Consider the following 24,068-nt stretch of genomic DNA (forward strand, 5'->3'; position numbering starts at 1 on the left):
TGTACGCGGGCTCTCAGTCCTCGGAGGAGACCAGGCGGGCCGGGAAGCCGCCCGTCGCCACCGGCCCCCAGCGCACCGGTGTGATCCGGATGATCGACTTGCCCTGCTTGACCATGGCCTCGCGGTACTCGTCCCAGTCCGGGTGCTCGCCCGCGATGTTGCGGTAGTACTCGACGAGGGGTTCGACGGAGTCCGGTGTGTCGATGACCTCGGCCGTGCCGTCGATCTGGACCCAGGGCCCGTTCCAGTCGTCGCTGAGCACGATGACGCTGACCCGCTCGTCCCGCTTGGCGTTGCGGGTCTTGGCGCGCTCCGGGTACGTCGAGACGACGATCCGCCCCGAGTCGTCGACGCCGCAGGTCAGCGGCGACCCCTGGGGGCTGCCGTCGGCGCGGCGGGTCAGCAGGATCGCGCGGTGGCGGGGGCGTACGAAGTCCAGCAACTCGTTGAGTGATACGTCGGTGTTGGTCGCGATGTTCGGTGCCATGCCCGCAGCCTAGAGGTCCCGGGCCGTGCCGAGGCTGACCCTGTCGTGCCTACGACCGCACGTCGGCTTCAGGACTCCAACGCCTCCGCCAGGCTGCCGTACACGGGCACGTCCCGCCGTACCCCGGTCAGCTCCAGGACGCGGCTCGGGACGCCGAGCGGTGCCGCCACCACCCGCAGCCCGACCCGCGCGGGCAGCCGGCACCGTACGTCCTGGACGAGGCGGGCGCCCTGGGAGTCCATGAAGCCGGTGCGGGAGAAGTCCAGGATCAGCACGCTGAGCCGGGTGGCACGCGCCACGGCGAAGGACGTGATGGCGGCGCACAGCGCGGGGGAGTTGGACAGGTCGATCTCCTGGGGCAGGACGATCAGGCTGCGGCCGGGCAGATCGCGCACGCGGCACGGGCTCGGGACATGGGTCATGGCACTCACCTGGCAGAGGTTCGTCCGGGCTCCGGGAGGCCGCTTCCTGACCTGCCGCCTCATTCCACCACTCCCGTGCGCCGGTCCGAAAGGGGTACCGGCGAGAGTCAACCGGGCGTCAATCGCCCCGCAGGAAGGAGATAAAGTTCTGTCCGTCCTGCGCTCGCAGTCGGGAATGTGCTGCGGAGCTCTCCTGCGCATGGCCGTTTGGCCGTGCACGCCGAAGAGGTTCGTGTGCCTGCGTCCGACTTTTCTGATTTGCCTGATTTTCCAACGGGTTTCGAGCTGGCCGAAGCGCTGACCGCGGCGGCTCGGCGACTGCACGACACGGCCACCCCTCACAGCACCATGAGCACCGCCGTCGGCCTCGCCGTGCGCCTGGTTCCGGGCGCCGAACACGCGGCCATCTCCGAGGCGGAGCGCGGCAACCACTTCCATACGCTCGCCTGGAGCGACGAGGTCGTCCGCACCGCCCACGACTCCCAGCCGGGCGGCGACCGTGCCCCGTACTGGGACCACCTGTGGCACGCGCCCGTCGTGCGCGTGGCGGACAGCGAGAGCGACGCGGCCGGCTCCGTGCTGGCCGGCCTGGGCCTGCGATCGGCGCTCGCGCTGCGGCTGCGCGCCGACAAGCGGCGCCTGACCGTGCTCACCGTGTACGCCCGCAAGCCGCACGCCTTCGACGACGCCGCGACGCGGGTCGGCCGGCTGTTCACCGCGCACGTCGGCCTCGCCCTGGACTCGGTGACCGTGCGCGAGCAGCTCACCGAGGCGATGCACACTCGGGACCTGATCGGTCAGGCCACCGGCATCCTCATGGAACGCCTGAACATGGACGCCACGGAGGCCTTCGACAGCCTGGTCCGCGCCTCGCAGCGGGAGAACGTCAAGCTGCGGGACCTCGCCCGCCGCGTCGTCGATGCGAACCGCACCACATGACGGTCAGGCGTTGATCGCCGAAACGGGGACAAAAGCATGACATGAGACCCGAGATGCCCTACCCGCTCGACCAGGCGATCGTGCGCAGCGGCGGTCTCGACACGCTGCTGCGGGACCTGACCGACCGCGCGGTCGAGGCCGTGCCCGGCTGCGCCGCCTGCAGCATCACCGTGCGCCGCGGCGACCGCCTGCTGACTCTGGCGGGCAGCGGAACCCTGCCCAGCGGCCTGGATCTGCGCCAGTACGAGAACGGCACCGGCCCCTGCGTCACGGCCGCCGAGACGGAGACCGAGCAGTACGCCCCCGACCTGGCCGTCGAGACCCGCTGGCCCGCGTACACCCGGTACGCGCTGTCGGTCGGGGTGCGCTGTGTGCTCGCGGTACCGCTCGCCGTCGAGGGCGACACCGGCGCCGCACTGAACTTCTACGGCGTCGAGCCCGGCGTGCTCGGCACGGCCCGTGACCGGGCCCGCGCCTTCGCGGCGCGGACCGCCGAGGCCGTCGACGTCGCCCTGCGCGTGGAACGCGAGCGCGCCGACGCCACCGACGTGCGCACCGCGCTGCTCTCCCGCAGCGTCATCGACCAGGCGATCGGCATCCTGATGGCGCAGGAACGGGTCAGTGCCCGGATCGCCCTGGAGCGCCTGCGCCGGATCTCCCAGCACACGAACACCAAGCTCCGCGACCTCGCCACCGATCTGGTGTCCCGCGTCTCGGGCGACGGCCGTCCGCCCTCACGCGGACGGTAGCGACTCGCCCTGCACCGCCTGGATGTCCAGCTCCACCTTCAGCGTGGTGCCGATGGCGGCGATGCCCGCCTGGACGATCTGGTTGTAGTTCATCGCGAAGTCCTCGCGGCGCAGTTCCGTGGTGGCGCGGAAGGCCGCACGGGTGCCGCCCCACGGGTCGGAGCCGGTGCCGAGGTAGGCGAGGTCCAGATCCACCGGGCGGACCACCCCGTGCAGGGTCAGCTCGCCGTGGACCGTCCAGCGGTCCGCGCCCGCGGCCGTCAGGCCGGTCGAGCGGTAGGTGATCTCCGGGTACTTCTCGATGTCCAGGAAGTCGGCCGACCGAAGGTGGGTGTCGCGCATGCCGTTGCCCGTGTCGATGGACTCGGCGCGGATGACGGCCTCGACGCGGGACTTCTCCACCTCGTCCGGGGCGATCTCGATGCGCCCGGCGAAGTCCGTGAACCGCCCGTGCACGCTGGAGATCCCCAGGTGCTGCGCGACCGCGCCCACCGAGGAGTGCGCCGGGTCGATGGTCCACGGCCCGGGCGGCGGCAGTTCGGTGCCGCCCTGCCGGGCGAGCGTCACGGTGCCGACCTCGGCCCGCCCGCTCGCGGTGACGATCGCGCTGGAGGCGGCGGGCGCGTACCCGACCGCCGTGACGATCACGGTGTAGGCGCCGGGCGCCAGCTCGGTCGCGTCCCGGACGGCGCCCTCCGCGTCGGCCTCGGCGCGCAGGACCTGTGTCCCGGTCATGTCGGTCACGGTGACGACCGCGTGCGACACGGCCCATCCGTCTCGCGTACGGATCCGTGCGGTCAGTCCCATCGCGTGGTTCCCCTCTAAATCCCTTGAATCCTTGATAAATCCCCGTGGCGGCCGAAAAAAATCCGGCCCGTGGGGCGCTTGTCGCTCACAGTGCGCCCCCACGAGCCGGACTCCGGACTACTCGCCCGGGTGGCCGAGTTCGATGTCGTGGTCGTCGACGCCGCGGCCGGAGACGGTCACCGCGGTGGCCACCGGCGGGTAGCCCGTCGCGATGACGGTGTAGTCGCCGCTGTTCAGGTCGGTGAAGGCGTACGCGCCGTCCGCACCGGTGGTGGCGGTGCCGACCACGTTGCCCGCCGCGTCCACCAGGGTCACCCGGGCGTCCGCGAGGGGGCCGTGCGGGGCCCGTACGACGCCCTGGACCTGGGAGCCGGAGTCGAGGTCGATCTCGATCCGCGTCACTCCGGCGGCGCCGACCTCGACGGGCAGGGCCCGCGGACGGTGCCCGGCGGCGTTCACCGCGACGGTCACGGCACCCGGCACCAGCTCGGCGAAGGAGAAGGTGCCCTGTTCGCCGGTGGTGGCGGTGGCCAGCAGGTCGCCGCGCACGTCGGTGACGATGACCATCGCGTCCTTGACCGGCAGCCCGGTCTCGGCGGCGCGGACGACACCGCTCAGACCGCTGGTGCCGCTGAGCAGGACGTCGTACGACACCGGCTCGTCGTGCACGACGATCGTGGAGGCCTGCGGCTGGTGGCCGTCGGCGGAGGCGATCAGGACGTAGGAGCCGGTGCCCGGGGCGTCGACCGCGTAGGAACCGTCCGCCTGCGCGACCGACCGGCCCAGCTGCCGTCCCCCGAGGGAGATCAGGGTGACGGCGGCCTGCGGGACCGGCGCGCCCTCGCCGCCGCGGACGAAGCCGCGGACCGCGATGCCACCGCCGTCACCGGCCGCCTCCGGCCGGGCGATCGTGGCGACGGCCGCGAGGCGCTGCGTACCCGTGCCCTCGCCGGTGGTCTCGGTGCTCGCCACCGCCCAGCTCGGGACCCTCTCCTCGGCCGGCGCGGCAGCCGCGGCCGACGCCTCGGCCGGGGTGGCCGTCGCGGGGGCCTCCTGCGGGGCCGAGTCGGCAGCGGCCTGCGCCAGCGCGCCCTTGGTCTTCAACGGGACCTCCTTGATGAACAGGGTGATCAGGAAGGCGACGGCCGCCAGGCAGCCGGCGATCAGGAAGACGTCGGCGATGCCGTGGCCGTAGGCGCTCTCCAGCAGCGTGCGCAGCGGGGCCGGCAGCTTGTTCATGTCCGGGATGCTGTCCGTGGAGCTCGAGCCGGCCAGGGCGGCCTGGTACTTCGGGCTCAGGGCGCTGATACCGTCGGTGATGTAGTGCGTGATCCGGCGGGAGAGCACCGCGCCGAGCGCGGAGACGCCGACCGCACCGCCGAGGGAGCGGAAGAAGGTGACCGTGGAGCTGGCCGAACCCAGGTCCCGCGGCGCCACCTGGTTCTGGGTGCACAGCACCAGGTTCTGCATCATCATGCCGATGCCGAGACCCATCAGGGCCATGAAGACCGCCATCTTCCAGTACGCCGTGTCGTACCGGATGGTGCCGAGCAGGCCCAGACCGGCCGTCACCAGCACACCACCGCTGACCAGCCACGCCTTCCAGCGTCCGGTGCGGGTGATGAACTGGCCGGAGACGGTGGAGGAGACGAACAGGCCACCGATCATCGGGATCGTCAGGACACCCGACATCGTCGGGGACTTGTCGCGGGCCAGCTGGAAGTACTGGCTGAAGAACACCGTGCCGGTGAACATCGCGACACCCACGAAGAGCGAGGCGAGCGACGCCAGCGTGATGGTGCGGTTGCGGAACAGCCGCAGCGGGATGATCGGCTCGCTCGCCTTGGTCTCGATCAGCACGAACAGCGCACCGAGGACGATCGAACCGCCGACCATGGTGTACGTCTGCCAGGACAGCCAGTCGTACTTGTCACCGGCGAAGGTCACCCAGACCAGCAGCAGCGAGACCGCGGCGGCGATGAAGAACGCGCCGCCCCAGTCGACCTTGACCTCCCGCTTGACCACGGGCAGGTGCAGGGTCTTCTGCAGCACGATCAGCGCGATGACCGCGAAGGGCACGCCGACGTAGAAGCACCAGCGCCAGCCCAGCCACGAGGTGTCGGTGATGACACCGCCGAGCAGCGGGCCGCCGACGGTGGCGATGGCGAACGTGGCGCCCAGGTAGCCGGAGTAACGCCCGCGCTCACGCGGGGAGATCATCGCGGCCATGACGATCTGCGCCAGCGCCGACAGACCGCCTACGCCGATGCCCTGCACGACACGGCAGGCGATCAGCATGCCGGGGTTCTGCGACAGGCCGGCCGCCATCGAGCCCAGGACGTAGACGATCAGGGCTATCTGGACGAGCGCCTTCTTGCTGTACAGGTCCGCGAGCTTGCCCCACAGCGGGGTGGTCGCGGTCATCGCCAGCAGCGAGGCGGTGACGACCCAGGTGTAGGCGGACTGGCCGCCGCCAAGGTCGCCGATGATGTGCGGCAGCGCGTTGGTGACGATCGTGGACGACAGGATCGCCACGAACATGCCGAGCAGAAGCCCGGAGAGGGCCTCCATGATCTGCCGGTGCGTCATCGGAGCGCCGTCCGGGGCGCCTGCCCCGTGCTTGGCGTGAGCCCGCACACCGGCTGGTGTGGTCGTTGCCATGGGCTTCCTTTACTTACGTGCTTGCGGGTGTACGGGTGGTCTGGTGGGCAACGGATTCCGTCGCAGGTGCGGCCTGCGCGAGCCGCGGAGTGGAACGGCAGTCGCCGAAGCTCTCCCTGAGCCGTGCCATGAGCTGGATGAGCCGGCCGACGTCGTCCTCCGACCAGTCGCTCAGCCGGTCGGCGAGCAGTGCGGCGGTGCGCCGGGACAACTCGTCGAGCTGGATACGGCCTGGCGCCGTCAGGCGCAGGATGCGGGAGCGCTTGTCCGCGGGGTCCGGGCGGCGCTCGATCCAGCCGCGGTCCGCGACATGCGCGACGTGGCGGCTGGTGACCGACATGTCGACGGCGAGCAGCTCCGCGAGCTTGCTCATGCGCATGTCGCCGTGGCGGCCGAGCAGTGTCAGCACGGCGGCGGATCCGCCGGGGCAGTCGGGCGGCAGGCAGCGCCCGAGGTCTCGCTTCACGGCGCCGAAGGCGCTGAGCTGACGCGCCAGTTCTTCGTACTGCGCTCGCTCGGCCATGGCACCTCCTTCTTATCGTTGCCTAGAGCAACCATAGGGAGATTGGTTGCTGCAGGCAAATGAAACGGAGGCTCCGGAGCTAAAAACTTGGCAAAGGCAAGTGTTGGCGAAAGTAAATGTGCAGGTGGCGGGGGGTGCCTGTCTGTGGCATCGCTGTGAACGGCCTCGCGGCAGGGCTCCGGACGGACCCGCTCACAGAACCCTCACTTGGGCAGTCCCCCACGTATTCGCTAGTGTCCGGGGCCATGGCTAACACCCAGGGCCCCCAGGGCAACTACGACCCCGCTGGCAGCACGCAGATGTTCCGCGCGTTCGTCGACGAGGCGGCCCCTCAGGGCCGGCAGCAGGCGGCCGCTCCGGCCGGTCCCCGCATCGGCCTGATCGTCGGCGTCGTCGTGGCCGTCGCGATCGTCGCCGCGGTGGCCTGGCTGGCGCTGAAGTAGGCGGGCGACCGCACCTGCGCTACGTCCACCGGACGGAGACGTCCCGCGTCTCGATGTGCATACCCGGCGGTACTCGCCAGGCCTCGACGCACACCGTCCAGGTCCCCTTCAGCGATGTCCCGGCGGCGATCGGCGCGGGCAGCGCCTCCGTGGACTCGATCGTCGCCCAGTCGGTGCCGAGCATCCCGATGATGTGGGTTCCGAGGGTCACCGTGCCCGAACGCACCGCGGTCCCGCCGGTGTTGCGGAAGAGGACGGTCACGTTCTCGCACCAGCGGTGGTCGGTGGGCTGCCGCTCGGGTCGGCCCGCGGTGATCAATGCGGGCCCGCTCGGGGTGGGATGAGGGGCCGTTGGCGTCGGGGAGGGTGAAACGGGGCTGGGCGCAGGCGACTTGGTACCGGTGACGGCCCCGGTGGCCGTACCGGCCGTTTCCCGCACGGATGCCGGGCTGGAGGCCGGGCCGTCACCGGAGGCCGCCGGGGCGCTCGTGCGGGAGTCCCGGACACCTGGAGTCCTGGTCCCTGCGGTCCCGGCGGTCCCGGCGGTCCCGGCCCCGGACGGTCCGTCGAGAGGGACCAGCGTCATGTCTCCGGTCGGTGCCACCGCCGTGGCGGATGCCGGGGGTCCGCCGCCCGCGGGGCCGACCGCCACGTATGCCCGACCGTCGGCGCCGCCGGTGCACGCGGCCAGAATCCCGCCCAGGCAGACGACGACCGCCGAGGCCCCGACCACCAGCCCCTGACGGCCCCGCAACCACGTCGCTCGAAGCATCGCGTCAGTGTGGCTGACGTACCGTCAACTTGGAAGTCGCGTACGGCAGCGCATGTTCCGTATCTGCGCCGGCCCGCTCCCGAAGGAGCGGGTCACCGCCTCGCGCCGGTACGGGTCGTCCTGCGCCATCGCCGACGAGGGCCTGCCCACCCGCGGCCGTCGGATGGCTCAGTCCGAGATCAGGCCCTCCCGAAGCTGTGCCAGCGTGCGGGTCAGGAGGCGGGAGACGTGCATCTGCGAGATGCCGACCTCCTCGCCGATCTGCGACTGCGTCATGTTGGCGAAGAAGCGGAGCATGATGATCCGCCGCTCCCGGGGCGGCAGCTTGGCCAGCAGCGGCTTGAGGGACTCGCGGTACTCCACGCCCTCCAGGGCCGAGTCCTCGTAGCCGAGCCGGTCGGCGAGCGAGCCCTCGCCGCCGTCGTCCTCGGGGGTCGGGGAGTCCAGCGAGGACGCCGTGTACGCGTTGCCGACCGCGAGGCCGTCGACCACGTCCTCCTCCGACACGCCCAGCGCGGAGGCCAGTTCGGTGACCGTCGGGGAGCGGTCCAGCTTCTGGGACAGCTCGTCACTGGCCTTGGTGAGGGCCAGGCGCAGCTCCTGGAGGCGGCGCGGCACCCGCACCGACCAGGACGTGTCCCGGAAGAACCGCTTGATCTCGCCCACGACCGTCGGCATCGCGAAGGTCGGGAACTCCACGCCCCGCTCGCAGTCGAAGCGGTCGATCGCCTTGATCAGCCCGATGGTGCCGACCTGGACGATGTCCTCCATCGGCTCGTTGCGGCTGCGGAAGCGGGCCGCCGCGTACCGGACGAGCGGGAGGTTGAGCTCGATGAGCGTGTCCCGGACGTAGGCACGCTCCGGGCTGTTCTCGTCGAGTGCGGCGAGCCGCAGGAACAGGGAGCGGGACAGGGTGCGGGTGTCGATGCCCTCCGTGGACGGAAGGTCCGGGGCCTCGGGGGTCGGAAGAGCCTCGGCGCCCGGGAGGTCCTGGGCGGGAAGGGTCTCGGCACCCGGGAGGTCCTGAGGGGCCTGAAGGTCCTGGAGCACGTCGGGCGCGGAGTCGCTCTGCATGAGCGTGAGCACCTTCGAGCTGCCCTGGTCTGCGGACATGCCACCCCCTTTGGGTCGCGGGACGGTCGCGGCGGACGCTCCCGTCGTAAGGAACGCAGCCTCCCCTGAAATACCGGTCGCGAGGCCGCGGCAAACGCGCTCCCGGAAGAATGTCACATGTCGGCAACACGCTGTAGTGACATGTCGATATGTGAAACGTCAATGCGCCCTGGTTGGAAGGGCTCTGAGGGTTTTTCAGCGCAGAGTTGTCGGGAAGGGCGCTTGCGGATGATTCGCTCGCGTGAGTTATGCGTCGATCCTGTTTGCGGATCTCAGGCGCGCGAAGCTCCGCGCCAGGAGCCTTGACACATGCATCTGGGAGACACCCAGCTCGGCGCTGATCTGGGACTGGGTGAGGTTGCTGTAGTAGCGCAGCAGCAGGATCCGCTGCTCGCGCTCGGGCAGCTGGACGAGCAGGTGCCGTACGAGGTCGCGGTGCTCGACGCCGTCGAGGGCGGGGTCCTCGTAGCCGAGCCGGTCGAGCAGGCCGGGGAGCCCGTCGCCCTCCTGGGCGGCCTCGAGGGAGGTCGCGTGGTACGAGCGGCCCGCCTCGATGCAGGACAACACCTCCTCCTCGGAGATGCGCAGTCGCTCGGCGATCTCGGCGGTGGTGGGGGAGCGTCCGTACGTCGTCGTCAGGTCCTCGGTGGCGCTGTTGACCTGCACCCACAGCTCGTGCAGCCGGCGCGGGACGTGGACGGTGCGGACGTTGTCGCGGAAGTAGCGCTTGATCTCGCCGACGACGGTGGGCATCGCGAAGGTCGGGAACTGCACGCCGCGGTCGGGGTCGAAGCGGTCGATGGCGTTGATCAGGCCGATGGTGCCGACCTGGACGACGTCCTCCATGGGCTCGTTGCGGGAGCGGAAGCGGGCGGCGGCGTAGCGGACGAGGGGGAGGTTCGCCTCGATGAGCGCGCCGCGCACGCGATGGTGCTCCGGGGTGCCCGGCTGAAGCTCCTTGAGCTGGGCGAAGAGCATCTGGGTGAGGGCCCGGGTGTCGGCGCCGCGGCGTCTGGCGGCTTCCTGGGGGTGGGCGGGGGCGGTGTCGGGGGCCGGTTCGGTCGCGTGGGGGCGGGCGGGGTCCGTGGCGGATGCCTGATGCCGGTCGGAGGGCGGGGCCGGAGCCTCGTCCTCCTGGGGCGGCGCAGTACTGGCCGACACGGTCAACGCCACCTCTTCATCCGTCAACACATCTGTCAACTCACCGTCAAAAGCGGTCATAGCATCACAAGAAATGGACACTGGGTGCAAGCACCGCATAACTCCGTGTTGGGGGAGGGGCCGGGACAGAGATTGGGGCACAAGACGCAGGAAAGCCCTCCACTGTTCCGGTGGAGGGCTCCGTCGGTTGTGTCGCCCGGAATCGGTGGGCGGTGTCGCTCAGATTTCGTAGTCGGCGATCACCCAAGTGGCGAACTCGCGCCACAGGGCGACGCCCGCCTGGTGCGCCGGGTGTTCCAGGTACCGCTTGAGGGCGTCCGCGTCGTCCACCGCCGAGTTGATCGCGAAGTCGTGGGCGATGGGGCGGTCGCTGATGTTCCAGCCCAGCTCCCAGAAGCGGAGCTCGTCGATCAGGCCGCCGAGGGCCTCGAAGGCGCGGACGCCCTCCACGACGCGCGGGTCGTCGCGCTGGACGCCCTCGTTGAGCTTGAAGAGGACCAGGTGGCGGATCACGGGTGCTCCCAGGGGTACGGCAACGGCGGCGGCCGCCGGCCGGCGGTTCGTGCGGGGCCTCGGGGAACCCTACTTGGCGCCGTCGGCGATCCAGGTCATGAAGTGGCCAATGGCCTTGGCGGCGCTCGAGATGCCCTCGAACCCTATCTGTACGTAGTCGGCGGCCTTGGCCGGATCGGTGATGATCACATAGAGCACGAAGACCACGAGCACGTAGAACGCGATCTTCTTTCCCGGTACCGCCACCGTGGCCCTCCCCCGTCTCTTCCGCCCCGAGGGGCCGGTTCGCCGCGGGTGAGTGTAACCCGGCCAGGTGTTCGGGGCTTCGCAAAAGATCCCGTATGCACCATGTCCTCACCCGTTCCTTCCGTACGCGGACTTCGGGACCAATGGCCCGGGGTCAGGGGCCGTTCGGCCGGGTTGCCGGGACGTCGCGAAGTCGGAGGATGGAGAGGAGCCCACCGGACCGGCAGGGGCCCGGAGGGCAGGAGGACCGGACCGGGTGACCGGACCCGGCTGGGACCCGCGCCGTGAGGTCCCCGAGCTGCGAGGCGGCCCCGACGCCCGTGTCCTCAGGGGAGGGACGGCGTCCTGTTCCCCCGAGGCCGCCGCCCCGCCCAGGGGGCGGGCCGAAGCCCCGGCGCACTGAGCGGCACGCCGGGGCTTCGTGCCGCACGGATACGTCCGGTCCCCTGAACCGTCCGGCGCGTGCGGGACCCCGTGCGCACGTCCGCGCACACGCGAAGGGCCCCACCGACAGGTGGGGCCCTCCTTCAGCGGTAGCGGAGGGATTTGAACCCTCGGTGACTTGCGCCACACTCGCTTTCGAGGCGAGCTCCTTCGGCCGCTCGGACACGCTACCGAGGGAGACCCTACCCCAAGGTGGGCCATGGTCTGAAATCCGTTTCCGGGATCGCCCGGGGCCGACGCCGCCTCCGACAGGCCCTACGCCTCAGCGAGCCCGGAAGAAGTCCGTCAGGAGCCGCGCGCAGTCGTCCTCGAGGACGCCGGCGATCACCTCCGGACGATGGTTCAGGCGCCGGTCGCGCACCAGGTCCCACAGCGACCCGGCCGCGCCCGCCTTCTCGTCGCGCGCGCCGTAGACCAGCCGCTCCACCCGGGACTGCTGCACCGCGCCGGCACACATGGTGCAGGGCTCCAGGGTGACGACGAGCGTGCAGCCGGGCAGCCGCCACTCGCCGAGCGCCGCCGCGGCCCGGCGGAGCGCGACGATCTCCGCGTGGGCCGACGGATCGCCCGTCGCCTCGCGCTCGTTGTGACCGGTGGCCAGCACCGAGCCGTCCCGGGACAGCACGACGGCACCGACGGGCACGTCACCGCCCTCGACGGCCCGCGCCGCCTCGTCCAGGGCAAGACGCATCGCGGCCCGCCACCGGTCGCGCACCGGGTCGGGGGCCGGCGCCCGGTCCTCTGTCACCCGCACACCTAGCGGACGGTCTCCAGGACCTCCGAGGCACCCAGGGCCTCGGCGATCGCGCTGAGCGCGTCGTCGGCGTCCAGGGCGCGCAGCTCCTTCTCGGAGACGCCGAGGTCGTCGAGGATCTCGCTGTCTCCCACGGGGCCGTGCGGCACGGCGGCGTCCGTGCCGGGCGCGTCCTCGTCGTCGGCGTCATCGGGCTCACCGTCCTCCGTGCCGTCGAGGTCGAGGGAGTCCAGGTCCGGGCCGTCGTCGCCGGGCTCCCTTCCGAGCAGTTCGTCGGTGAGCAGGATCTCGCCGTACGAACTGCGGGCTGCGGCAGCGGCGTCCGAGACGTAGATACGAGGGTCGTCCTCGCCGTCCACGCGGACGACGCCGAACCACGCGTCCTCCTGCTCGATCAGGACGAGCACCGTGTCGTCCTCGGCCGAGGCTTCCCGGGCCAGGTCGGCCAGGTCGGACAGCGTCTCCACATCGTCGAGCTCTGTGTCGCTCGCTTCCCACCCGTCTTCGGTGCGCGCGAGCAGTGCGGCGAAGTACACCGTGACTCTCCCACTGGTCATAGGCGTGCCGGTTGGGGGTCCCCCCGGCGGAGGTTCTGGGCGGAGAGAGCTGGGCTCCGAGCCCCACCCACTCGGAATCGTGGCAGAAACAAGGCGTCCAGGGGACGTCTTCGACTCCCTGTGTCTGGCTGTTTTGATCGCGAGCACTCGAGCGGAGCGGTCCACTCACCAGCGCACTCGTTGCCGCCACCTGCGGATCGTACGCGGCCTTTGCCGGTGTGGCCGCACGGCCACCCCCGCCACGGCCGCGTCGCTACCAGCGGAAGGTGCGCATACGCATGGCGTGACGCAGCCGTGCGGCCTTGGCGCGGCGGGGCTGGACGCGGGCGCGCAGCTCCCGTGCCTCCGCCAGTTCACGCAGGAACCTGGCGCGGCGCCGCCTGCGCTCGGCGTCCGGCTCCTGTGCCTCCGGCTCCTTGGGGGACTCCTGGTCCGGCATCGTCACACCACCCCTGTTCCGTTCTTCCCACTTTCCCTCTGATGGGGGGTTCGATGCCAGGTCCGGACGGACGCGGTGGCCCGGTTACTGTGGGGGCATGCGTCTCCATGTCGTCGACCACCCCCTGGTCGCCCACAAGCTCACCACGTTGCGCGACCGGCGCACCGACTCCGCGACCTTCCGTCGGCTGGCCGACGAACTCGTCACCCTGCTCGCCTACGAGGCCACGCGGGACGTGCGCACCGAGGCGATCGACATCCAGACGCCGGTCGCCACGACCACCGGCGTCAAGCTGTCGCGTCCGCGCCCGCTGGTGGTGCCGATCCTGCGCGCCGGGCTCGGCATGCTGGACGGCATGGTGCGGCTGCTGCCGACCGCCGAGGTGGGCTTCCTGGGCATGATCCGCAACGAGGAGACCCTCCAGGCCTCCACGTACGCGACGCGCATGCCGGAGGACCTCTCCGGGCGGCAGGTGTACGTCCTGGACCCGATGCTCGCGACCGGTGGCACGCTCGTCGCGGCGATCCAGGAGCTGATCAAGCGCGGCGCGGACGATGTGACGGCCGTGGTGCTGCTGGCCGCTCCGGAGGGCGTCGAGGTCATGGAGCGCGAACTGGCGGGCACGCCGGTCACGGTGGTGACGGCCGCGGTCGACGAGCGCCTGAACGAGCAGGGCTACATCGTTCCTGGCCTCGGGGACGCCGGGGACCGGCTGTACGGGGCGGCTGAGTAGGGGACGCAGGGGCGGCACAGCCCGGGACGGCCGTGCGGTCTCCGTGCGAGGCGGCACGGCCGCACCGCACGGAGACGGGCCGGGGACGGGGGCCCTCAGCAGCTCTTCTTGCCGGTGCTGCCCGGCGACGCCGCCGGCGTCGGGTTCCTCAGGGCCGCCAGGGCCTTGTCCGCGTCCGGCTTGGCCGTCAGGGACTTGAAGTCGTCGCCCAGGATCAGGTCGACGGACGCGTCCGTGCGGGCGTCCGTGCGCTGGTCGGCGCCCGCGAGCTGGGTGGCGAGAACCGGCAGCGCGGTCTGCAGGGAGCTCTTCGGGCCGAGCAATATCCCGACGCCCTTGACCTTCTTGTCGTACTGCTGCGTCGCGTTGCCCACGGTGCCGATGTGGAACCCGCGCTTCTGCAGCTCGTCCGCGGTCTCCTTGGCGAGGCCGCCGCGCTCCGTGGCGTTGAGGACGTTGACCGTGATCCGGCCCGGCTCGGGCAGGGCCTTGGCGGCTGCGGGCGACGCGCTCACCTTGCCGGCGCAGTCCGCCCTGGCACCGGACGCCGAGGTTCTGCCACTGCCGCCGGTGAAGACGTCGATGAGCTGCAGGGTCCCCCAGCCGATCAGCCCGATGGCGGCCACGGAGGCGACGATGGCGACCACGAGCCTGCCGCGGCGCCGAGGCGGGCGCATCCGCGGGTACTTGTCCCCCGTGATCCGGTATTGGCCACCCATGCCGGGGGGAGTCAGCATGCTCATGGGCGCAGCGTAGTGCGCCCGGGCAGCAATGCCTACTAGATGATCATCGGACGCCCGGAGTCCAACCCGAAAGGGTCAAGGGCGCCCGCACGGCCCGCGGGCGGCGGAAGCGGACCGGGGGCGTCCAGGGGCTGCCTCGCGGAGGAATCAGTCGAGTTCGAGCACCCGTGCGTGCAGCACCTGGCGCTGCTGCAGCGCCGCGCGGACCGCGCGGTGCAGACCGTCCTCCAGGTACAGGTCGCCCTGCCACTTCACGACGTGCGCGAAGAGGTCGCCGTAGAACGTCGAGTCCTCGGCGAGCAGGGTCTCCAGGTCGAGCTGCTGCTTGGTCGTCACCAGCTGATCGAGGCGGACCGGGCGCGGCGCGACGTCCGCCCACTGCCGGGTGCTCTCCCGGCCGTGGTCGGGGTACGGCCGGCCGTTTCCGATGCGCTTGAAGATCACACGGAAAGCCTACCGGTCGACACGTTCCGGGCGCAGCCATGGCGACGGAGTGCGCCCCCGGAAAAGATGCGGTAAACGGGGCAAAAAGGGAGAGGGGTCGGTATGCGTGCGGGAAGTGGCGCGGCCGCCCCGCCCGGGGCGGCCGCTGTCGGTCACGGATGTGGACGGGTCCACGGTCGCCGCCCGCGGTCCCGTTCCGGCGGGATCGCCGGGGTGGACGAGTCCACCGCGGCGGGCTCCGGCTCCGGTTCCGGTTCCTGTTCCGGTTTCGTGCTGCGCAGGGCCTCGGCACGCACCAGGGCGTGCAGGACCGCGTAGGGGTCGATGAGCATGTGAGGGTTCCTCGCGTTGCTGGTGGTGTGACGGTTCCGGTGGGCCGGACCTGTCAGCAGCGCAGGACCACGGTGCGCAGGGCGTGGAGTGCGGCCGAGCGCGACGCCCGGACGGGGGCGGGAGGCAGGTCGTCCGGGCCGGACGGCGCGGGGGCGGCCTGCGGCCCCGGTCGCAGCGGCGTGACGGTGCGGGGCCCCTGGAGGGTCGCGGTCCCCGGCGCGGGCGCGAGGACGTCGTAGTCCGCGTCGCACGCCTGGACCGCGGACGCGGGGACGGAGTCGGCCTCCACCGCATCGGTGCACGCGCCGGCCACGAGGAGGCTGAAGAGCACCACGAGCACCCTGAGCCAGGCATACCGTCCAGCGGTGCGTGGGGGGTGCGGTGCGTGGCTCACATGGGGTCATCTCCCCGTCGGACGCACGTCCTTCATCGTGTCGGCCCCGAGAACCGCTCGCACGGTGTACCGGCCGGGCGCGTGATTGACGCTCTCCATGTGATCACCACTGGATCACCATGTGATCTTCACAGACTGCGCGGGATCCGCCGCACCCCGCTCCGGATCCGGACCGCCGTGACGATCTCGACGATGCCGACCGCCACCAGCCACCACCCGGCGACCAGGGTGAGCACGGCGATCGACCGGAACGGCGAGACGATCAGCACGATCCCCGCGACGAAGGTCACGACACCGAGGAAGATCTGCCAGCCGCGTGCGGGCACCGCCGGATCGTGGGCGGCGGCCATGGTCTGGGTGATTCCGCGGATCAGCCAGCTGATCCCGATCCACAGCGCGAGCAGCAGGATCGTCTCCAGACGGCTGCGGAAGCAGAACAGGCCCAGCAGGATCGACAGGGCCCCGCTGACGAAGGCCAGGACGCGCAGCGAGGTGGTCTTGTGCGTGCCGAAGGCGGAGGCCAGTTGGAACACACCGCTCACGAGCAGGTACACGCCGAAGAGCACCCCGGCAGCGAGCAGGGACGGGCCCGGCCAGACGAGGACCAGGACGCCGAGGATCAGCGACGCGATGCCGGTGAGCAGCACGACCTGCCAGGCGGTGCGGGCGAGGACGTGCAACGGCCCCTCGAAGGGCGGCTCCTGCAGGTCCCACGCCGGTCTCGTCGTGTGCGTGCCGCGCGCGGCGTGGACGTGACGGTCGTCGTATTCCGGGCCACCGGGGGGCCCGGTAGGTGCGTCGGTCATGATCCATGCTGGGAACGGGTGCGGACGCCCCGCCACCCCGGACGGTCCGACCGACTGACGCCCGCCGACTGCTATCGATCGCCCTTCGCGGCCTTCGCCGCCGCCTTCATCTCCTGCTTGTGCGACCGGACCTTCGCCAGGGACTCGGGCCCGGTGATGTCGGCCACGGACCGGAACGACGTGGCCTCTCCGTAGGGACCCGCGGCCTCCCGCCACCCGTCGGGCCGTACGCCGAGTTGCTTGCCGAGCAACGCGAGGAAGATCTGCGCCTTCTGCTTGCCGAAGCCGGGCAGGTCCTGGAGCCGCCCGAGCAGTTCCCGCCCGCTGCCGGCGTCGGCCCACAGGGCCTCGGGGTCCCCGTCGTAGTGCTCGACGAGGTACTGGCACAGCTGCTGGATTCGCCGCGCCATCGACCCCGGGTAACGGTGCACCGCGGGCTTGCGCGACAGCAGTTCGGCGAAGGCATCCAGGTCCTGGGCCGCGATGTCGTGCGCGTCGAGGTCGTCGGTACCGAGTCGTCGCGCGATGGTCCACGGTCCCTTGAACGCCCACTCCATCGGGACCTGCTGGTCCAGCAGCATCCCGATCAGCGCGGCGAGCGGACTGCGCCCGAGGAGCGCGTCGGCCTCGGGATCCTGGGCGAGGTGAAGGGTGACGTCCATGACCCGATGGTCGCCCGGCGGCGCGCGGACCGCAGCCGGGGCACCTGCCAGCCCGGCATGATTCCGACGAGAGGCCCTAGCCTGCTGCCGTGACCCCTGACGATCTCATCGCCCACTACGGACTGGAGCCCATTCCGCGTGAGGGCGGGCTGTTCCGCAGGACCTGGACGGGGCCGCCCCGGGCGGACGGACGGCCGGAGGGCACCGCCATCGTCGCCCTGCTGACGGCCGCCCCCGAGGACTACTCGGCCCTGCACCGCCTCCCGGCCGACGAGGTCTGGCACCACTACCTCGGCGACCCGCTGGAGCTGCTGCTCCTCGCCCCGGACGGCGGCGCCCGTACGGCCGTGCTCGGACCGGACGTCCTGGGCGGCCAGTACGTGCAGTTCACCGTGGAGGCGGGCACCTGGATGGGCGGTCGCGTCGCCGCGGGCGGGTCGTGGACGCTCTTCGGGTGCACCATGGCGCCGGGCTTCACCGACGAGGCGTACGAGCACGGCGACGCGGCCGAACTCACCGCGCGTTACCCGGCCGAGGCGGCCCGGATCGCGGAGCTGTGCCGGCCGTGAGCGGGCTGCTGGAAGGGCAGGTGGCCCTGGTGACGGGGGCGGGCGGCGGCATCGGGCACGGGATCGCGCTGCGGTTCGCCGAGGAGGGCGCCGCGGTCGCCGTCCACTGCCGTACGTCGGTCGGGGCGGCGCGCGAGGTGGCCGCCCGCATCCGGGGCGCAGGGGGCCGGGCGGTCGTGCTCCGGGCGGACCTGACCCTCGAGGAGGAATGCCGGCGTCTGGTGGCCGAGGCCGCCGAGTGGGGCGGCGGGCGGCTGACGGCGCTGGTCAACAACGCGGGGGTCCAACCCTTGCAGGAACTGGCCGGGATGACGGCCGCCGAGTGGCGGGCGGTGGTCGACGCCAACGTCACGGGTGTGTTCGCCTGCACGCAGGCGGCCGCGGAGGTGATGCGCGCGGCGGGCGGCGGCACCGTCACCCACATCGCCTCCGTCGAGGCCACGCATCCGGCCCCGCTGCACGCCCACTACTGCGCCTCCAAGGCGGCCGTCGTGATGCACGCGCGCTCGGCGGCCCTCGAGTACGGGCCGTACGGCATCCGCGTCAACACGGTCTCCCCGGGGCTCGTCGACCGGCCGGACCTCGCGGAGCACTGGCCGGAGGGTGTGCGCCGCTGGCAGCAGGCGGCGCCCACCGGCCGGTTGGGGCGCCCGGAGGACGTCGGCGACGCCTGTGTGTTCCTGGCCTCGTCCCTCGCCTCCTGGATCACGGGTCACGACCTGGTGGTGGACGGCGGGGTGTCGGCCCGGCCCACCTGGTGACACGGCGCCCGGAGATGATGGACGGCTCCGGCTTCGGCGGCCGGGATCGCATCGCCCGCCGATGAGAACAGGGCGCGCCGCGTCCGTACGTAACCGGGACCCGGAACCGGCGGATACGGGAGACGTGACGTGGACGGAGGACGTGTGGACGCGGGGAGTCGGGGCGCGGACCGGCGCGGGAGGCGGCTGCGGCGCCTCGCCCTGCTCCTGCTCGTCGCCCCCCTGCTGCTCCTCGCGGGTGCCGGTCCGGCCTCCGCGCACGCCGCCCTGAAGGGCACCGACCCGGTGGACGGCAGTGTGCTGAAGACGGCACCGAAGGCCGTCACCCTGACCTTCACCGAGTCGGTCGGCCTGCTGGACAACTCCATCCGGGTGTTCGATCCGGAGAACCGCCGGGTTCACACGGGCAAACAGGAGCACGCGGACGGCCGCTCGGACACGGCGCGCGTCACACTGCCGGACCTGAAGCAGGGCACGTACATCGTGGCCTGGCGGGTGGTGTCGGCCGACAGCCACCCGGTGTCCGGCGCGCTCACCTTCTCCGTCGGCCGGCGCTCGGCGACCACGGCCGCCCTGCCGGACGACGCGGCCCAGGACGCCGCCTCCACGGCGCTGTACAACACGGCCCGCTACATCGCCTACGGCGGTCTCGCGCTGCTGCTCGGCATCACCGCGTTCGCCATGGTCACCGGCGTGGCAGCGCCGCGCGGGCTGCTCGTCGGCGGCTGGTGGACGCTGCTCGCGGCCACGCTCGCCCTGCTGCTGCTCCGGGGACCGTACGAGCGCGGCAGCGGTCCGGCGGCGGCCTTCGACCTCACGGTGCTGCGGGAGACGGCGACGAGCCGCCCGGGCCTCGCGCTGCTCGTGCGGGTGGTGCTGCTGGCGGTGGCGGCACCGGTCGCGGTGCGGGCCGGGGGGCTGCGCGCACCGGCCGACGGGCGTGGCCCGGCGGGTTCCGTTCGGCTCCGGTTCGCGATCGTGAGCCTTCTGTCGCTCGGGCTGGCCCTGACCTGGGCGGTGGCGGAGCACGCGTCCGCCGGGATCCAGGTGCCGCTCGCGATGACCTCGGCCGTGCTGCATCTGCTGGCGATGGCGGTGTGGCTGGGCGGGCTCGCGGCCCTGGTGACGGTGCTGCAACGGACGCCCGGGGAACTGCCCGCCCCCGCGGTCGCCCGCTTCTCGCGGCTGGCCTTCGCCGCGGTCGCCGTCCTGGCCGCCACCGGTGTCTACCAGTCCTGGCGGGGCCTTGGTTCCCTCGACGCGCTCACCTCGACGTCGTACGGCAGGCTGCTCGTCGTCAAGCTGGCCGGGGTCGCCCTGCTGCTCACGGCGGCGGCCTGCTCCCGCCGCTTCACGGCACGGCTCGCTCCGCCGGCGGCGGTGGAGGTCCAGGCGCCGCCGGAGCGGTTGCGGGAGACGGTGGGCGCCGCCTCGGGGGACGCCGGCGCCGCGCGCGTACGGGATGCCGCGCGCGTACAGGGCGCCTTCCACGCACGGGGCGTCCGGGACGCCGTGGACGTACGGACGGACCCGGACAGGGACCCCGCGGACACGGACCCCGCGGACACGGACCCCACGGACACGGACCTTCAGGACGTGCCCGGGGCGCCCGCGCCGGGAGATCGCGCCACCGCGCCCCACCTCCAGGCTCTGCGCCGCTCCGTGCTCGCCGAGATCTCCCTCGGGCTCGTCGTCCTGGCGCTCACCACGCTGCTCACCGGGACCCAGCCGGGCCGGGCGGCCGAGGAGGCGGCGGCGTCGGCGGCCGGCGCAGAACAGCCCCTCGGCTCCGCCACGGTGATCCCCTTCGACGTGGGCACCCCCGGCGGGCACGGCAAGGTGCAGATCGAGCTGACGCCCGGCCGGGTGGGCGAGAACGGCGTCCAGGCGCTGATCTTCGGGCCCGACGGCGGCATCGCGACGGTCCCGGAACTACGGCTCACCTTCACGCTCGAGGGCCGCGACGTCGGCCCGCTCGACGCCAGGCTGACCAACCGGGGCGGCTACTGGGCCACCGACACCCTCAACCTCCCGTTGCCGGGCCGGTGGACGATGAGGGCGACGGTCCGCACGAGCGACATCGACCAGGTCACGGTCTCGAAGTCGGTGCGGATCGGCTAGCTGAACCACCGGCTCCGCTGAGGCCCGCCGATACATGCTGTGTGAACCTGTTTACTTTCTTTGCCGGAACCTGTCCTTGAGCCGGCCCGGTGTAAGCGCTACCGATCAACGACGTGTCGGTCACGTTTCAAAAACGGCCCCCGACGGCTCTTGACGATGAGCGGACATTCGCGTCTTATGACGCCCACGATGTTTGGTCAAGTTGGATTCTGATCGTTTCTGACCCCTCGATCGGAGCCAGCCGGGACCCACTGCCCCCAGGAGCCGTCAATGCATCACTCACCCTCCGGTCTGTCCCTTCCCGGCCCGAGCCGCCGCACCCTGCTGCGCGGGATAGGCGGCGCCGCAGCGCTGAGCGCGGCCGTTCCGCTGCTGAGCGCCTGCGCCGGCAGCAGTGGCTCGGGTGGTGACTCCAAGACCGTCAGCCTGGGCTCCAACTCCTCGGACGCGGTGCCGAAGAAGGCGTTCGCCGACATCTACGCGGCCTTCCAGAAGAAGGAGGGCATCAAGGTCGCGGTGAACACCAAGGACCACAACACGTTCCAGGAGCAGATCAACTCCTACCTGCAGGGCACGCCGGACGACGTGTTCACCTGGTTCGCCGGCTACCGCATGCAGTTCTTCGCGGCCAAGGGTCTCGCCTCCCCGATCGACGACGTGTGGCAGACCATCGGGGCGAACTTCCCCGACGCGATGAAGCAGCTCAGCAAGGGCGAGGACGGCAAGTACTACTTCGTGCCGCTGTACACGTACCCGTGGGCGCTCTTCTACCGCAAGAGCGTCTTCGCCCAGCACGGCTACAAGGTCCCCACCACGTGGGACGAACTCGTGGCCCTGTGCAAGCAGATGCAGAAGGACAACCTGGTCCCGATCGCCTTCGGCGACAAGGACGCCTGGCCGGCGATGGGCACCTTCGACCAGATCAACTTCCGCCTCAACGGCTACGACTTCCACAAGTCCCTGATGGCGGGCAAGGAGTCGTGGACCGACGCCAAGGTGAAGGCCGTCTTCGACCACTGGGCCGAGCTGCTGCCCTACCACCAGGACGGCGCCGTGGGCCGCACCTGGCAGGACGCCGCGCAGACGCTGGTCTCCAAGAAGGCGGGCATGTACCTGCTGGGCTCCTTCGTGGCGCAGCAGTTCACCAACAAGGCCGACGTGGAGGACCTCGACTTCTTCGCCTTCCCGGAGATCAACTCCGCGTACGGCCAGGACACCGTCGAGGCGCCGACCGACGGGTTCATGCTCAGCAAGAGCCCCAAGAACCACGCCGGTGCCGTGAAGCTGCTCGAGTACCTGGGCACCCCGGAGGCCGAGGCGATCTACCTCAAGTCCGACCCGAGCGTGGTGGCCGCCTCCAGCAAGGCCGACACCTCCTCGTACACGGCGCTGCAGAAGAAGGCGTACACGATGATCTCGGGCGCCAAGAACCTGACGCAGTTCATGGACCGCGACAGCCGCCCGGACTTCACCTCCACGGTGATGCAGCCCGCGCTGCAGAACTTCGTCCGCAACCCCAAGGGCGTGGACAGCATCCTGTCGTCCATCGAGCGCCAGAAGAAGACGATCTTCGCGTCCTCATGAGCATCGAAACCGGTATCCAGGACCCGGAGGCGGCCGAGGTGCCGCCTCCGGGCGGCGCGCCCGGCCAGAAGAAGAAGCGCGCCCCGCAGGGACACAACCGCCTGCTCACCCGCCGCGACCGCATCACCCTGGGGCTGATGGCGGGCGTTCCCACGATCCTGCACGTCGCACTGGTGTGGGTCACGGCGCTCGCCTCGATCGCACTGGCCTTCACCACCTGGGACGGCATCGGGTTCGACTCGATCAAGTGGGTCGGGCTGCAGAACTTCAAGCAACTGTTCACCGACAACCCGCAGTTCTGGCCGGCCGTCGAGCACAACATCATCTGGTTCGTCGTGCTCATCCTGATCCCGACCCCGTTCGGGCTCTTCCTGGCCGTGCAGCTGGACAAGAAGATCCGCTTCACCCGCATCTACCAGACCGCGTTCTTCCTGCCGGTCGTGGTGTCGCTGGCGGTCACCGGGTTCGTCTGGCAGCTCGTCTACAACCCCGACACCGGCCTGATCAACAGCCTCATCGGGGCCAACAAGCCCGGCCACTACATCGACTGGATCGGCAACCCGCACCTCAACCTGTGGGCCGTCCTGGTCGCCGCTTCCTGGCGGCACACCGGCTACATGATGATCCTCTACCTGGCCGGTCTGAAGGGCGTCGACCCGTCCCTGCGGGAGGCCTCCGCGCTCGACGGCGCGAACGAGTGGCAGACGTTCAAGAACGTCATCTTCCCGACGCTGCGGCCCACCAACACCGTCGTCCTGGTCGTCACCATCATCGAGGCCCTGCGCGCCTTCGACCTGGTGTTCGTCTTCAACAAGGGCGCTCAGGGCACCGAGCTGCTGTCGATCCTGATCACCAACAACATCATCGGTGAGTCCAGCCGGATCGGATACGGGTCGGCGATCGCCGTCGTCCTGCTGGTCATCTCCCTCGCGGTCATCATCCCGTATCTGATCGCGACCTTCCGGAAGGAGCGGCGCGCATGAGCACCCCCACCGTCGCGCTCGGCGCCAAGCAGCGCACCCCCCTCCGCCCGGCCCGGGTCCTGCTGCACGTGTTCCTCGTCGTCACCTCGCTCGCCTGGCTCGGACCGCTGCTGTGGGCGGTCTTCGCGGCCCTGCGGCCGTACTCGGAGACCAGCACCAAGGGCTACGTCTCCTGGCCGGACAAGCTGGGCTTCGACAACTTCACAAACGCGTTCGAGCAGTCCGACATGACGCACTACTTCGGCAACACGCTGCTCATCGCGGTCCCGGCCGTGCTGCTGACGCTGCTGCTGTCGTCGATGGTCGCGTTCTACGTCAGCCGCTTCGACTTCCGGTTCAACATCGCTCTGCTGCTGGTCTTCACGGCCGGCAACCTGCTGCCGCAGCAGGTCATCATCACCCCGCTGTACCGCATGTACCTGCTGATCGACCTGCCCGGCATCACGGTCAGCGGCAAGCTCTACGACTCCGCGCTGGGTCTGGTCCTCATCCACGTGGCGTTCCAGTCCGGCTTCTGCGCCTTCGTGCTGAGCAACTACATGCGGATGCTGCCGCACGAGCTGACCGAGGCCGCGCTGGTCGACGGCGCGTCGGTGTGGCGGATGTACTGGCAGATCGTGCTGCCGCTGTGCAAGCCCGCGATGGCCGCCCTGGCGACGTTGCTGTCCATCTGGATCTACAACGACTTCTTCTGGGCCATCGTGCTGATCTCCACCGGCGACAACATGCCGATCACCTCGGCGCTGAACAACCTGTCCGGGCAGTACTTCACCGACCCCAACCTGGTCGCCGCCGGCGCACTGCTCACCGCGATCCCCACGCTGATCGTGTACTTCGTGCTCCAGCGCCAGTTCGTCAGCGGCCTGACCCTGGGCGCCAACAAGGGCTGACCGACCCTTTTTCCG

The 24,068-nt window shown here is 70.9% G+C and carries 29 protein-coding genes and 1 tRNA gene; 10 read left to right on the forward strand and 20 right to left on the reverse strand.

The features are described 5' to 3' along the window. Nucleotides 1-13 precede the first annotated feature (13 nt). The gene (locus ACFYZE_RS06250; protein WP_388989307.1) at nt 14-487 is read right to left on the reverse strand and encodes a PPOX class F420-dependent oxidoreductase; all 474 of its coding nucleotides are present in this window, start codon (nt 485-487) and stop codon (nt 14-16) included. Between the two features lie 68 nt (nt 488-555). Further along, a complete protein-coding gene (locus tag ACFYZE_RS06255; RefSeq protein WP_388989310.1) occupies nt 556-909 on the reverse strand; it encodes an STAS domain-containing protein in 354 nt (117 codons plus the stop codon). A gap of 258 nt (nt 910-1,167) precedes the next feature. Here ACFYZE_RS06255 and ACFYZE_RS06260 point away from each other — a divergent pair, with 258 nt between their 5' ends. Continuing rightward, nucleotides 1,168-1,848 carry a GAF and ANTAR domain-containing protein gene (locus ACFYZE_RS06260; RefSeq protein ID WP_388989313.1) on the forward strand — a complete coding sequence of 227 codons (681 nt, stop codon included), beginning with the start codon at nt 1,168-1,170 and terminating at the stop codon, nt 1,846-1,848. A gap of 41 nt (nt 1,849-1,889) precedes the next feature. Further along, a complete protein-coding gene (locus ACFYZE_RS06265; RefSeq protein WP_388989316.1) occupies nt 1,890-2,597 on the forward strand; it encodes a GAF and ANTAR domain-containing protein in 708 nt (235 codons plus the stop codon). Here ACFYZE_RS06265 and ACFYZE_RS06270 read toward each other — a convergent pair. The 3 genes from ACFYZE_RS06270 to ACFYZE_RS06280 form a co-directional block, all read right to left on the reverse strand. Next, nucleotides 2,583-3,404 carry a YceI family protein gene (locus ACFYZE_RS06270; RefSeq protein ID WP_388989319.1) on the reverse strand — a complete coding sequence of 274 codons (822 nt, stop codon included), beginning with the start codon at nt 3,402-3,404 and terminating at the stop codon, nt 2,583-2,585. The two genes, ACFYZE_RS06265 and ACFYZE_RS06270, sit on opposite strands and share 15 nt — an antisense overlap. Before the next feature lie 117 nt (nt 3,405-3,521). Next, complete coding sequence (locus tag ACFYZE_RS06275) at nt 3,522-6,065, reverse strand: MFS transporter (protein ID WP_388989322.1); 2,544 nt, start codon at nt 6,063-6,065, stop codon at nt 3,522-3,524. Between the two features lie 13 nt (nt 6,066-6,078). Further along, entirely contained in the window at nt 6,079-6,588 is a 510-nt protein-coding gene (locus ACFYZE_RS06280; RefSeq protein ID WP_200421753.1) for a MarR family winged helix-turn-helix transcriptional regulator, read from the reverse strand. A gap of 245 nt (nt 6,589-6,833) precedes the next feature. On the opposite strand from ACFYZE_RS06280, the gene ACFYZE_RS06285 reads away from it, so the two are divergent. Next, nucleotides 6,834-7,031 carry a hypothetical protein gene (locus ACFYZE_RS06285; protein ID WP_103844211.1) on the forward strand — a complete coding sequence of 66 codons (198 nt, stop codon included), beginning with the start codon at nt 6,834-6,836 and terminating at the stop codon, nt 7,029-7,031. A 19-nt stretch (nt 7,032-7,050) separates the two neighbouring features. Here ACFYZE_RS06285 and ACFYZE_RS06290 read toward each other — a convergent pair whose 3' ends face one another. From ACFYZE_RS06290 to ACFYZE_RS06330, 9 genes are all read right to left on the reverse strand, one after another. Further along, the gene (locus ACFYZE_RS06290; RefSeq protein ID WP_388989326.1) at nt 7,051-7,803 is read right to left on the reverse strand and encodes a hypothetical protein; all 753 of its coding nucleotides are present in this window, start codon (nt 7,801-7,803) and stop codon (nt 7,051-7,053) included. A 168-nt stretch (nt 7,804-7,971) separates the two neighbouring features. Next, a complete protein-coding gene (locus tag ACFYZE_RS06295; protein WP_388989328.1) occupies nt 7,972-8,916 on the reverse strand; it encodes an RNA polymerase sigma factor SigF in 945 nt (314 codons plus the stop codon). A 246-nt stretch (nt 8,917-9,162) separates the two neighbouring features. Continuing rightward, nucleotides 9,163-10,137 carry a SigB/SigF/SigG family RNA polymerase sigma factor gene (locus ACFYZE_RS06300; protein ID WP_388989330.1) on the reverse strand — a complete coding sequence of 325 codons (975 nt, stop codon included), beginning with the start codon at nt 10,135-10,137 and terminating at the stop codon, nt 9,163-9,165. A 159-nt stretch (nt 10,138-10,296) separates the two neighbouring features. Then, nucleotides 10,297-10,590 (reverse strand): Dabb family protein, encoded by a 294-nt coding sequence (locus ACFYZE_RS06305; RefSeq protein ID WP_388989332.1) that lies wholly within the window; start codon nt 10,588-10,590, stop codon nt 10,297-10,299. Between the two features lie 69 nt (nt 10,591-10,659). Next, on the reverse strand, nt 10,660-10,836 hold the full coding sequence (locus tag ACFYZE_RS06310; RefSeq protein ID WP_181139268.1) for a hypothetical protein: 177 nt from the start codon (nt 10,834-10,836) through the stop codon (nt 10,660-10,662). A 531-nt stretch (nt 10,837-11,367) separates the two neighbouring features. Next, nucleotides 11,368-11,452: transfer RNA gene (locus tag ACFYZE_RS06315), tRNA-Ser, on the reverse strand. 90 nt (nt 11,453-11,542) lie between these two features. Next, nucleotides 11,543-11,971, reverse strand: a complete 429-nt coding sequence (gene tadA, locus ACFYZE_RS06320) for a tRNA adenosine(34) deaminase TadA (protein ID WP_388989559.1) — start codon at nt 11,969-11,971, stop codon at nt 11,543-11,545. Between the two features lie 65 nt (nt 11,972-12,036). After that, nucleotides 12,037-12,570, reverse strand: a complete 534-nt coding sequence (locus ACFYZE_RS06325; protein ID WP_388989562.1) for a hypothetical protein — start codon at nt 12,568-12,570, stop codon at nt 12,037-12,039. 274 nt (nt 12,571-12,844) lie between these two features. Then, nucleotides 12,845-13,030, reverse strand: a complete 186-nt coding sequence (locus ACFYZE_RS06330; protein ID WP_388989334.1) for a hypothetical protein — start codon at nt 13,028-13,030, stop codon at nt 12,845-12,847. A gap of 97 nt (nt 13,031-13,127) precedes the next feature. Here ACFYZE_RS06330 and upp point away from each other — a divergent pair, with 97 nt between their 5' ends. Continuing rightward, entirely contained in the window at nt 13,128-13,763 is a 636-nt protein-coding gene (upp, locus tag ACFYZE_RS06335) for a uracil phosphoribosyltransferase (RefSeq protein ID WP_388989337.1), read from the forward strand. Between the two features lie 95 nt (nt 13,764-13,858). Here upp and ACFYZE_RS06340 read toward each other — a convergent pair whose 3' ends face one another. From ACFYZE_RS06340 to ACFYZE_RS06365, 6 genes are all read right to left on the reverse strand, one after another. After that, nucleotides 13,859-14,506, reverse strand: coding sequence for a LytR C-terminal domain-containing protein (locus tag ACFYZE_RS06340; RefSeq protein WP_388989339.1), 648 nt, complete (start codon nt 14,504-14,506; stop codon nt 13,859-13,861). 147 nt (nt 14,507-14,653) lie between these two features. Then, nucleotides 14,654-14,950 (reverse strand): type II toxin-antitoxin system VapB family antitoxin, encoded by a 297-nt coding sequence (locus tag ACFYZE_RS06345; protein ID WP_004943146.1) that lies wholly within the window; start codon nt 14,948-14,950, stop codon nt 14,654-14,656. A gap of 152 nt (nt 14,951-15,102) precedes the next feature. Then, the gene (locus ACFYZE_RS06350) at nt 15,103-15,282 is read right to left on the reverse strand and encodes a hypothetical protein (protein ID WP_388989341.1); all 180 of its coding nucleotides are present in this window, start codon (nt 15,280-15,282) and stop codon (nt 15,103-15,105) included. 53 nt (nt 15,283-15,335) lie between these two features. Next, entirely contained in the window at nt 15,336-15,614 is a 279-nt protein-coding gene (locus ACFYZE_RS06355; RefSeq protein ID WP_388989344.1) for a hypothetical protein, read from the reverse strand. Nucleotides 15,615-15,805: 191 nt separating this feature from the next. After that, on the reverse strand, nt 15,806-16,483 hold the full coding sequence (locus ACFYZE_RS06360; RefSeq protein ID WP_388989347.1) for an HdeD family acid-resistance protein: 678 nt from the start codon (nt 16,481-16,483) through the stop codon (nt 15,806-15,808). Nucleotides 16,484-16,554: 71 nt separating this feature from the next. After that, nucleotides 16,555-17,145: an HhH-GPD-type base excision DNA repair protein gene (locus tag ACFYZE_RS06365; protein WP_388989349.1), complete on the reverse strand. Its 591-nt coding sequence runs from the start codon at nt 17,143-17,145 to the stop codon at nt 16,555-16,557. A gap of 89 nt (nt 17,146-17,234) precedes the next feature. Here ACFYZE_RS06365 and ACFYZE_RS06370 point away from each other — a divergent pair, with 89 nt between their 5' ends. From ACFYZE_RS06370 to ACFYZE_RS06395, 6 genes are all read left to right on the forward strand, one after another. Continuing rightward, nucleotides 17,235-17,714, forward strand: a complete 480-nt coding sequence (locus tag ACFYZE_RS06370; RefSeq protein WP_388989351.1) for a cupin domain-containing protein — start codon at nt 17,235-17,237, stop codon at nt 17,712-17,714. Next, the gene (locus ACFYZE_RS06375; RefSeq protein WP_388989354.1) at nt 17,702-18,475 is read left to right on the forward strand and encodes an SDR family NAD(P)-dependent oxidoreductase; all 774 of its coding nucleotides are present in this window, start codon (nt 17,702-17,704) and stop codon (nt 18,473-18,475) included. Before ACFYZE_RS06370 ends, ACFYZE_RS06375 begins: the two co-directional genes overlap by 13 nt. 129 nt (nt 18,476-18,604) lie before the next feature. Then, nucleotides 18,605-20,596 (forward strand): copper resistance protein CopC, encoded by a 1,992-nt coding sequence (locus ACFYZE_RS06380; RefSeq protein WP_388989357.1) that lies wholly within the window; start codon nt 18,605-18,607, stop codon nt 20,594-20,596. Nucleotides 20,597-20,866: 270 nt separating this feature from the next. Next, complete coding sequence (locus tag ACFYZE_RS06385) at nt 20,867-22,180, forward strand: ABC transporter substrate-binding protein (protein ID WP_388989360.1); 1,314 nt, start codon at nt 20,867-20,869, stop codon at nt 22,178-22,180. Next, on the forward strand, nt 22,177-23,163 hold the full coding sequence (locus ACFYZE_RS06390) for a carbohydrate ABC transporter permease (protein ID WP_388989363.1): 987 nt from the start codon (nt 22,177-22,179) through the stop codon (nt 23,161-23,163). The genes ACFYZE_RS06385 and ACFYZE_RS06390 overlap by 4 nt, the downstream gene beginning before the upstream one ends. Further along, nucleotides 23,160-24,053, forward strand: a complete 894-nt coding sequence (locus ACFYZE_RS06395; protein WP_388989366.1) for a carbohydrate ABC transporter permease — start codon at nt 23,160-23,162, stop codon at nt 24,051-24,053. The genes ACFYZE_RS06390 and ACFYZE_RS06395 overlap by 4 nt, the downstream gene beginning before the upstream one ends. Nucleotides 24,054-24,068 lie beyond the last annotated feature (15 nt).

This window comes from Streptomyces sp. NPDC001796 (assembly GCF_042892355.1).
In the GTDB taxonomy this organism is placed as follows: domain Bacteria; phylum Actinomycetota; class Actinomycetes; order Streptomycetales; family Streptomycetaceae; genus Streptomyces.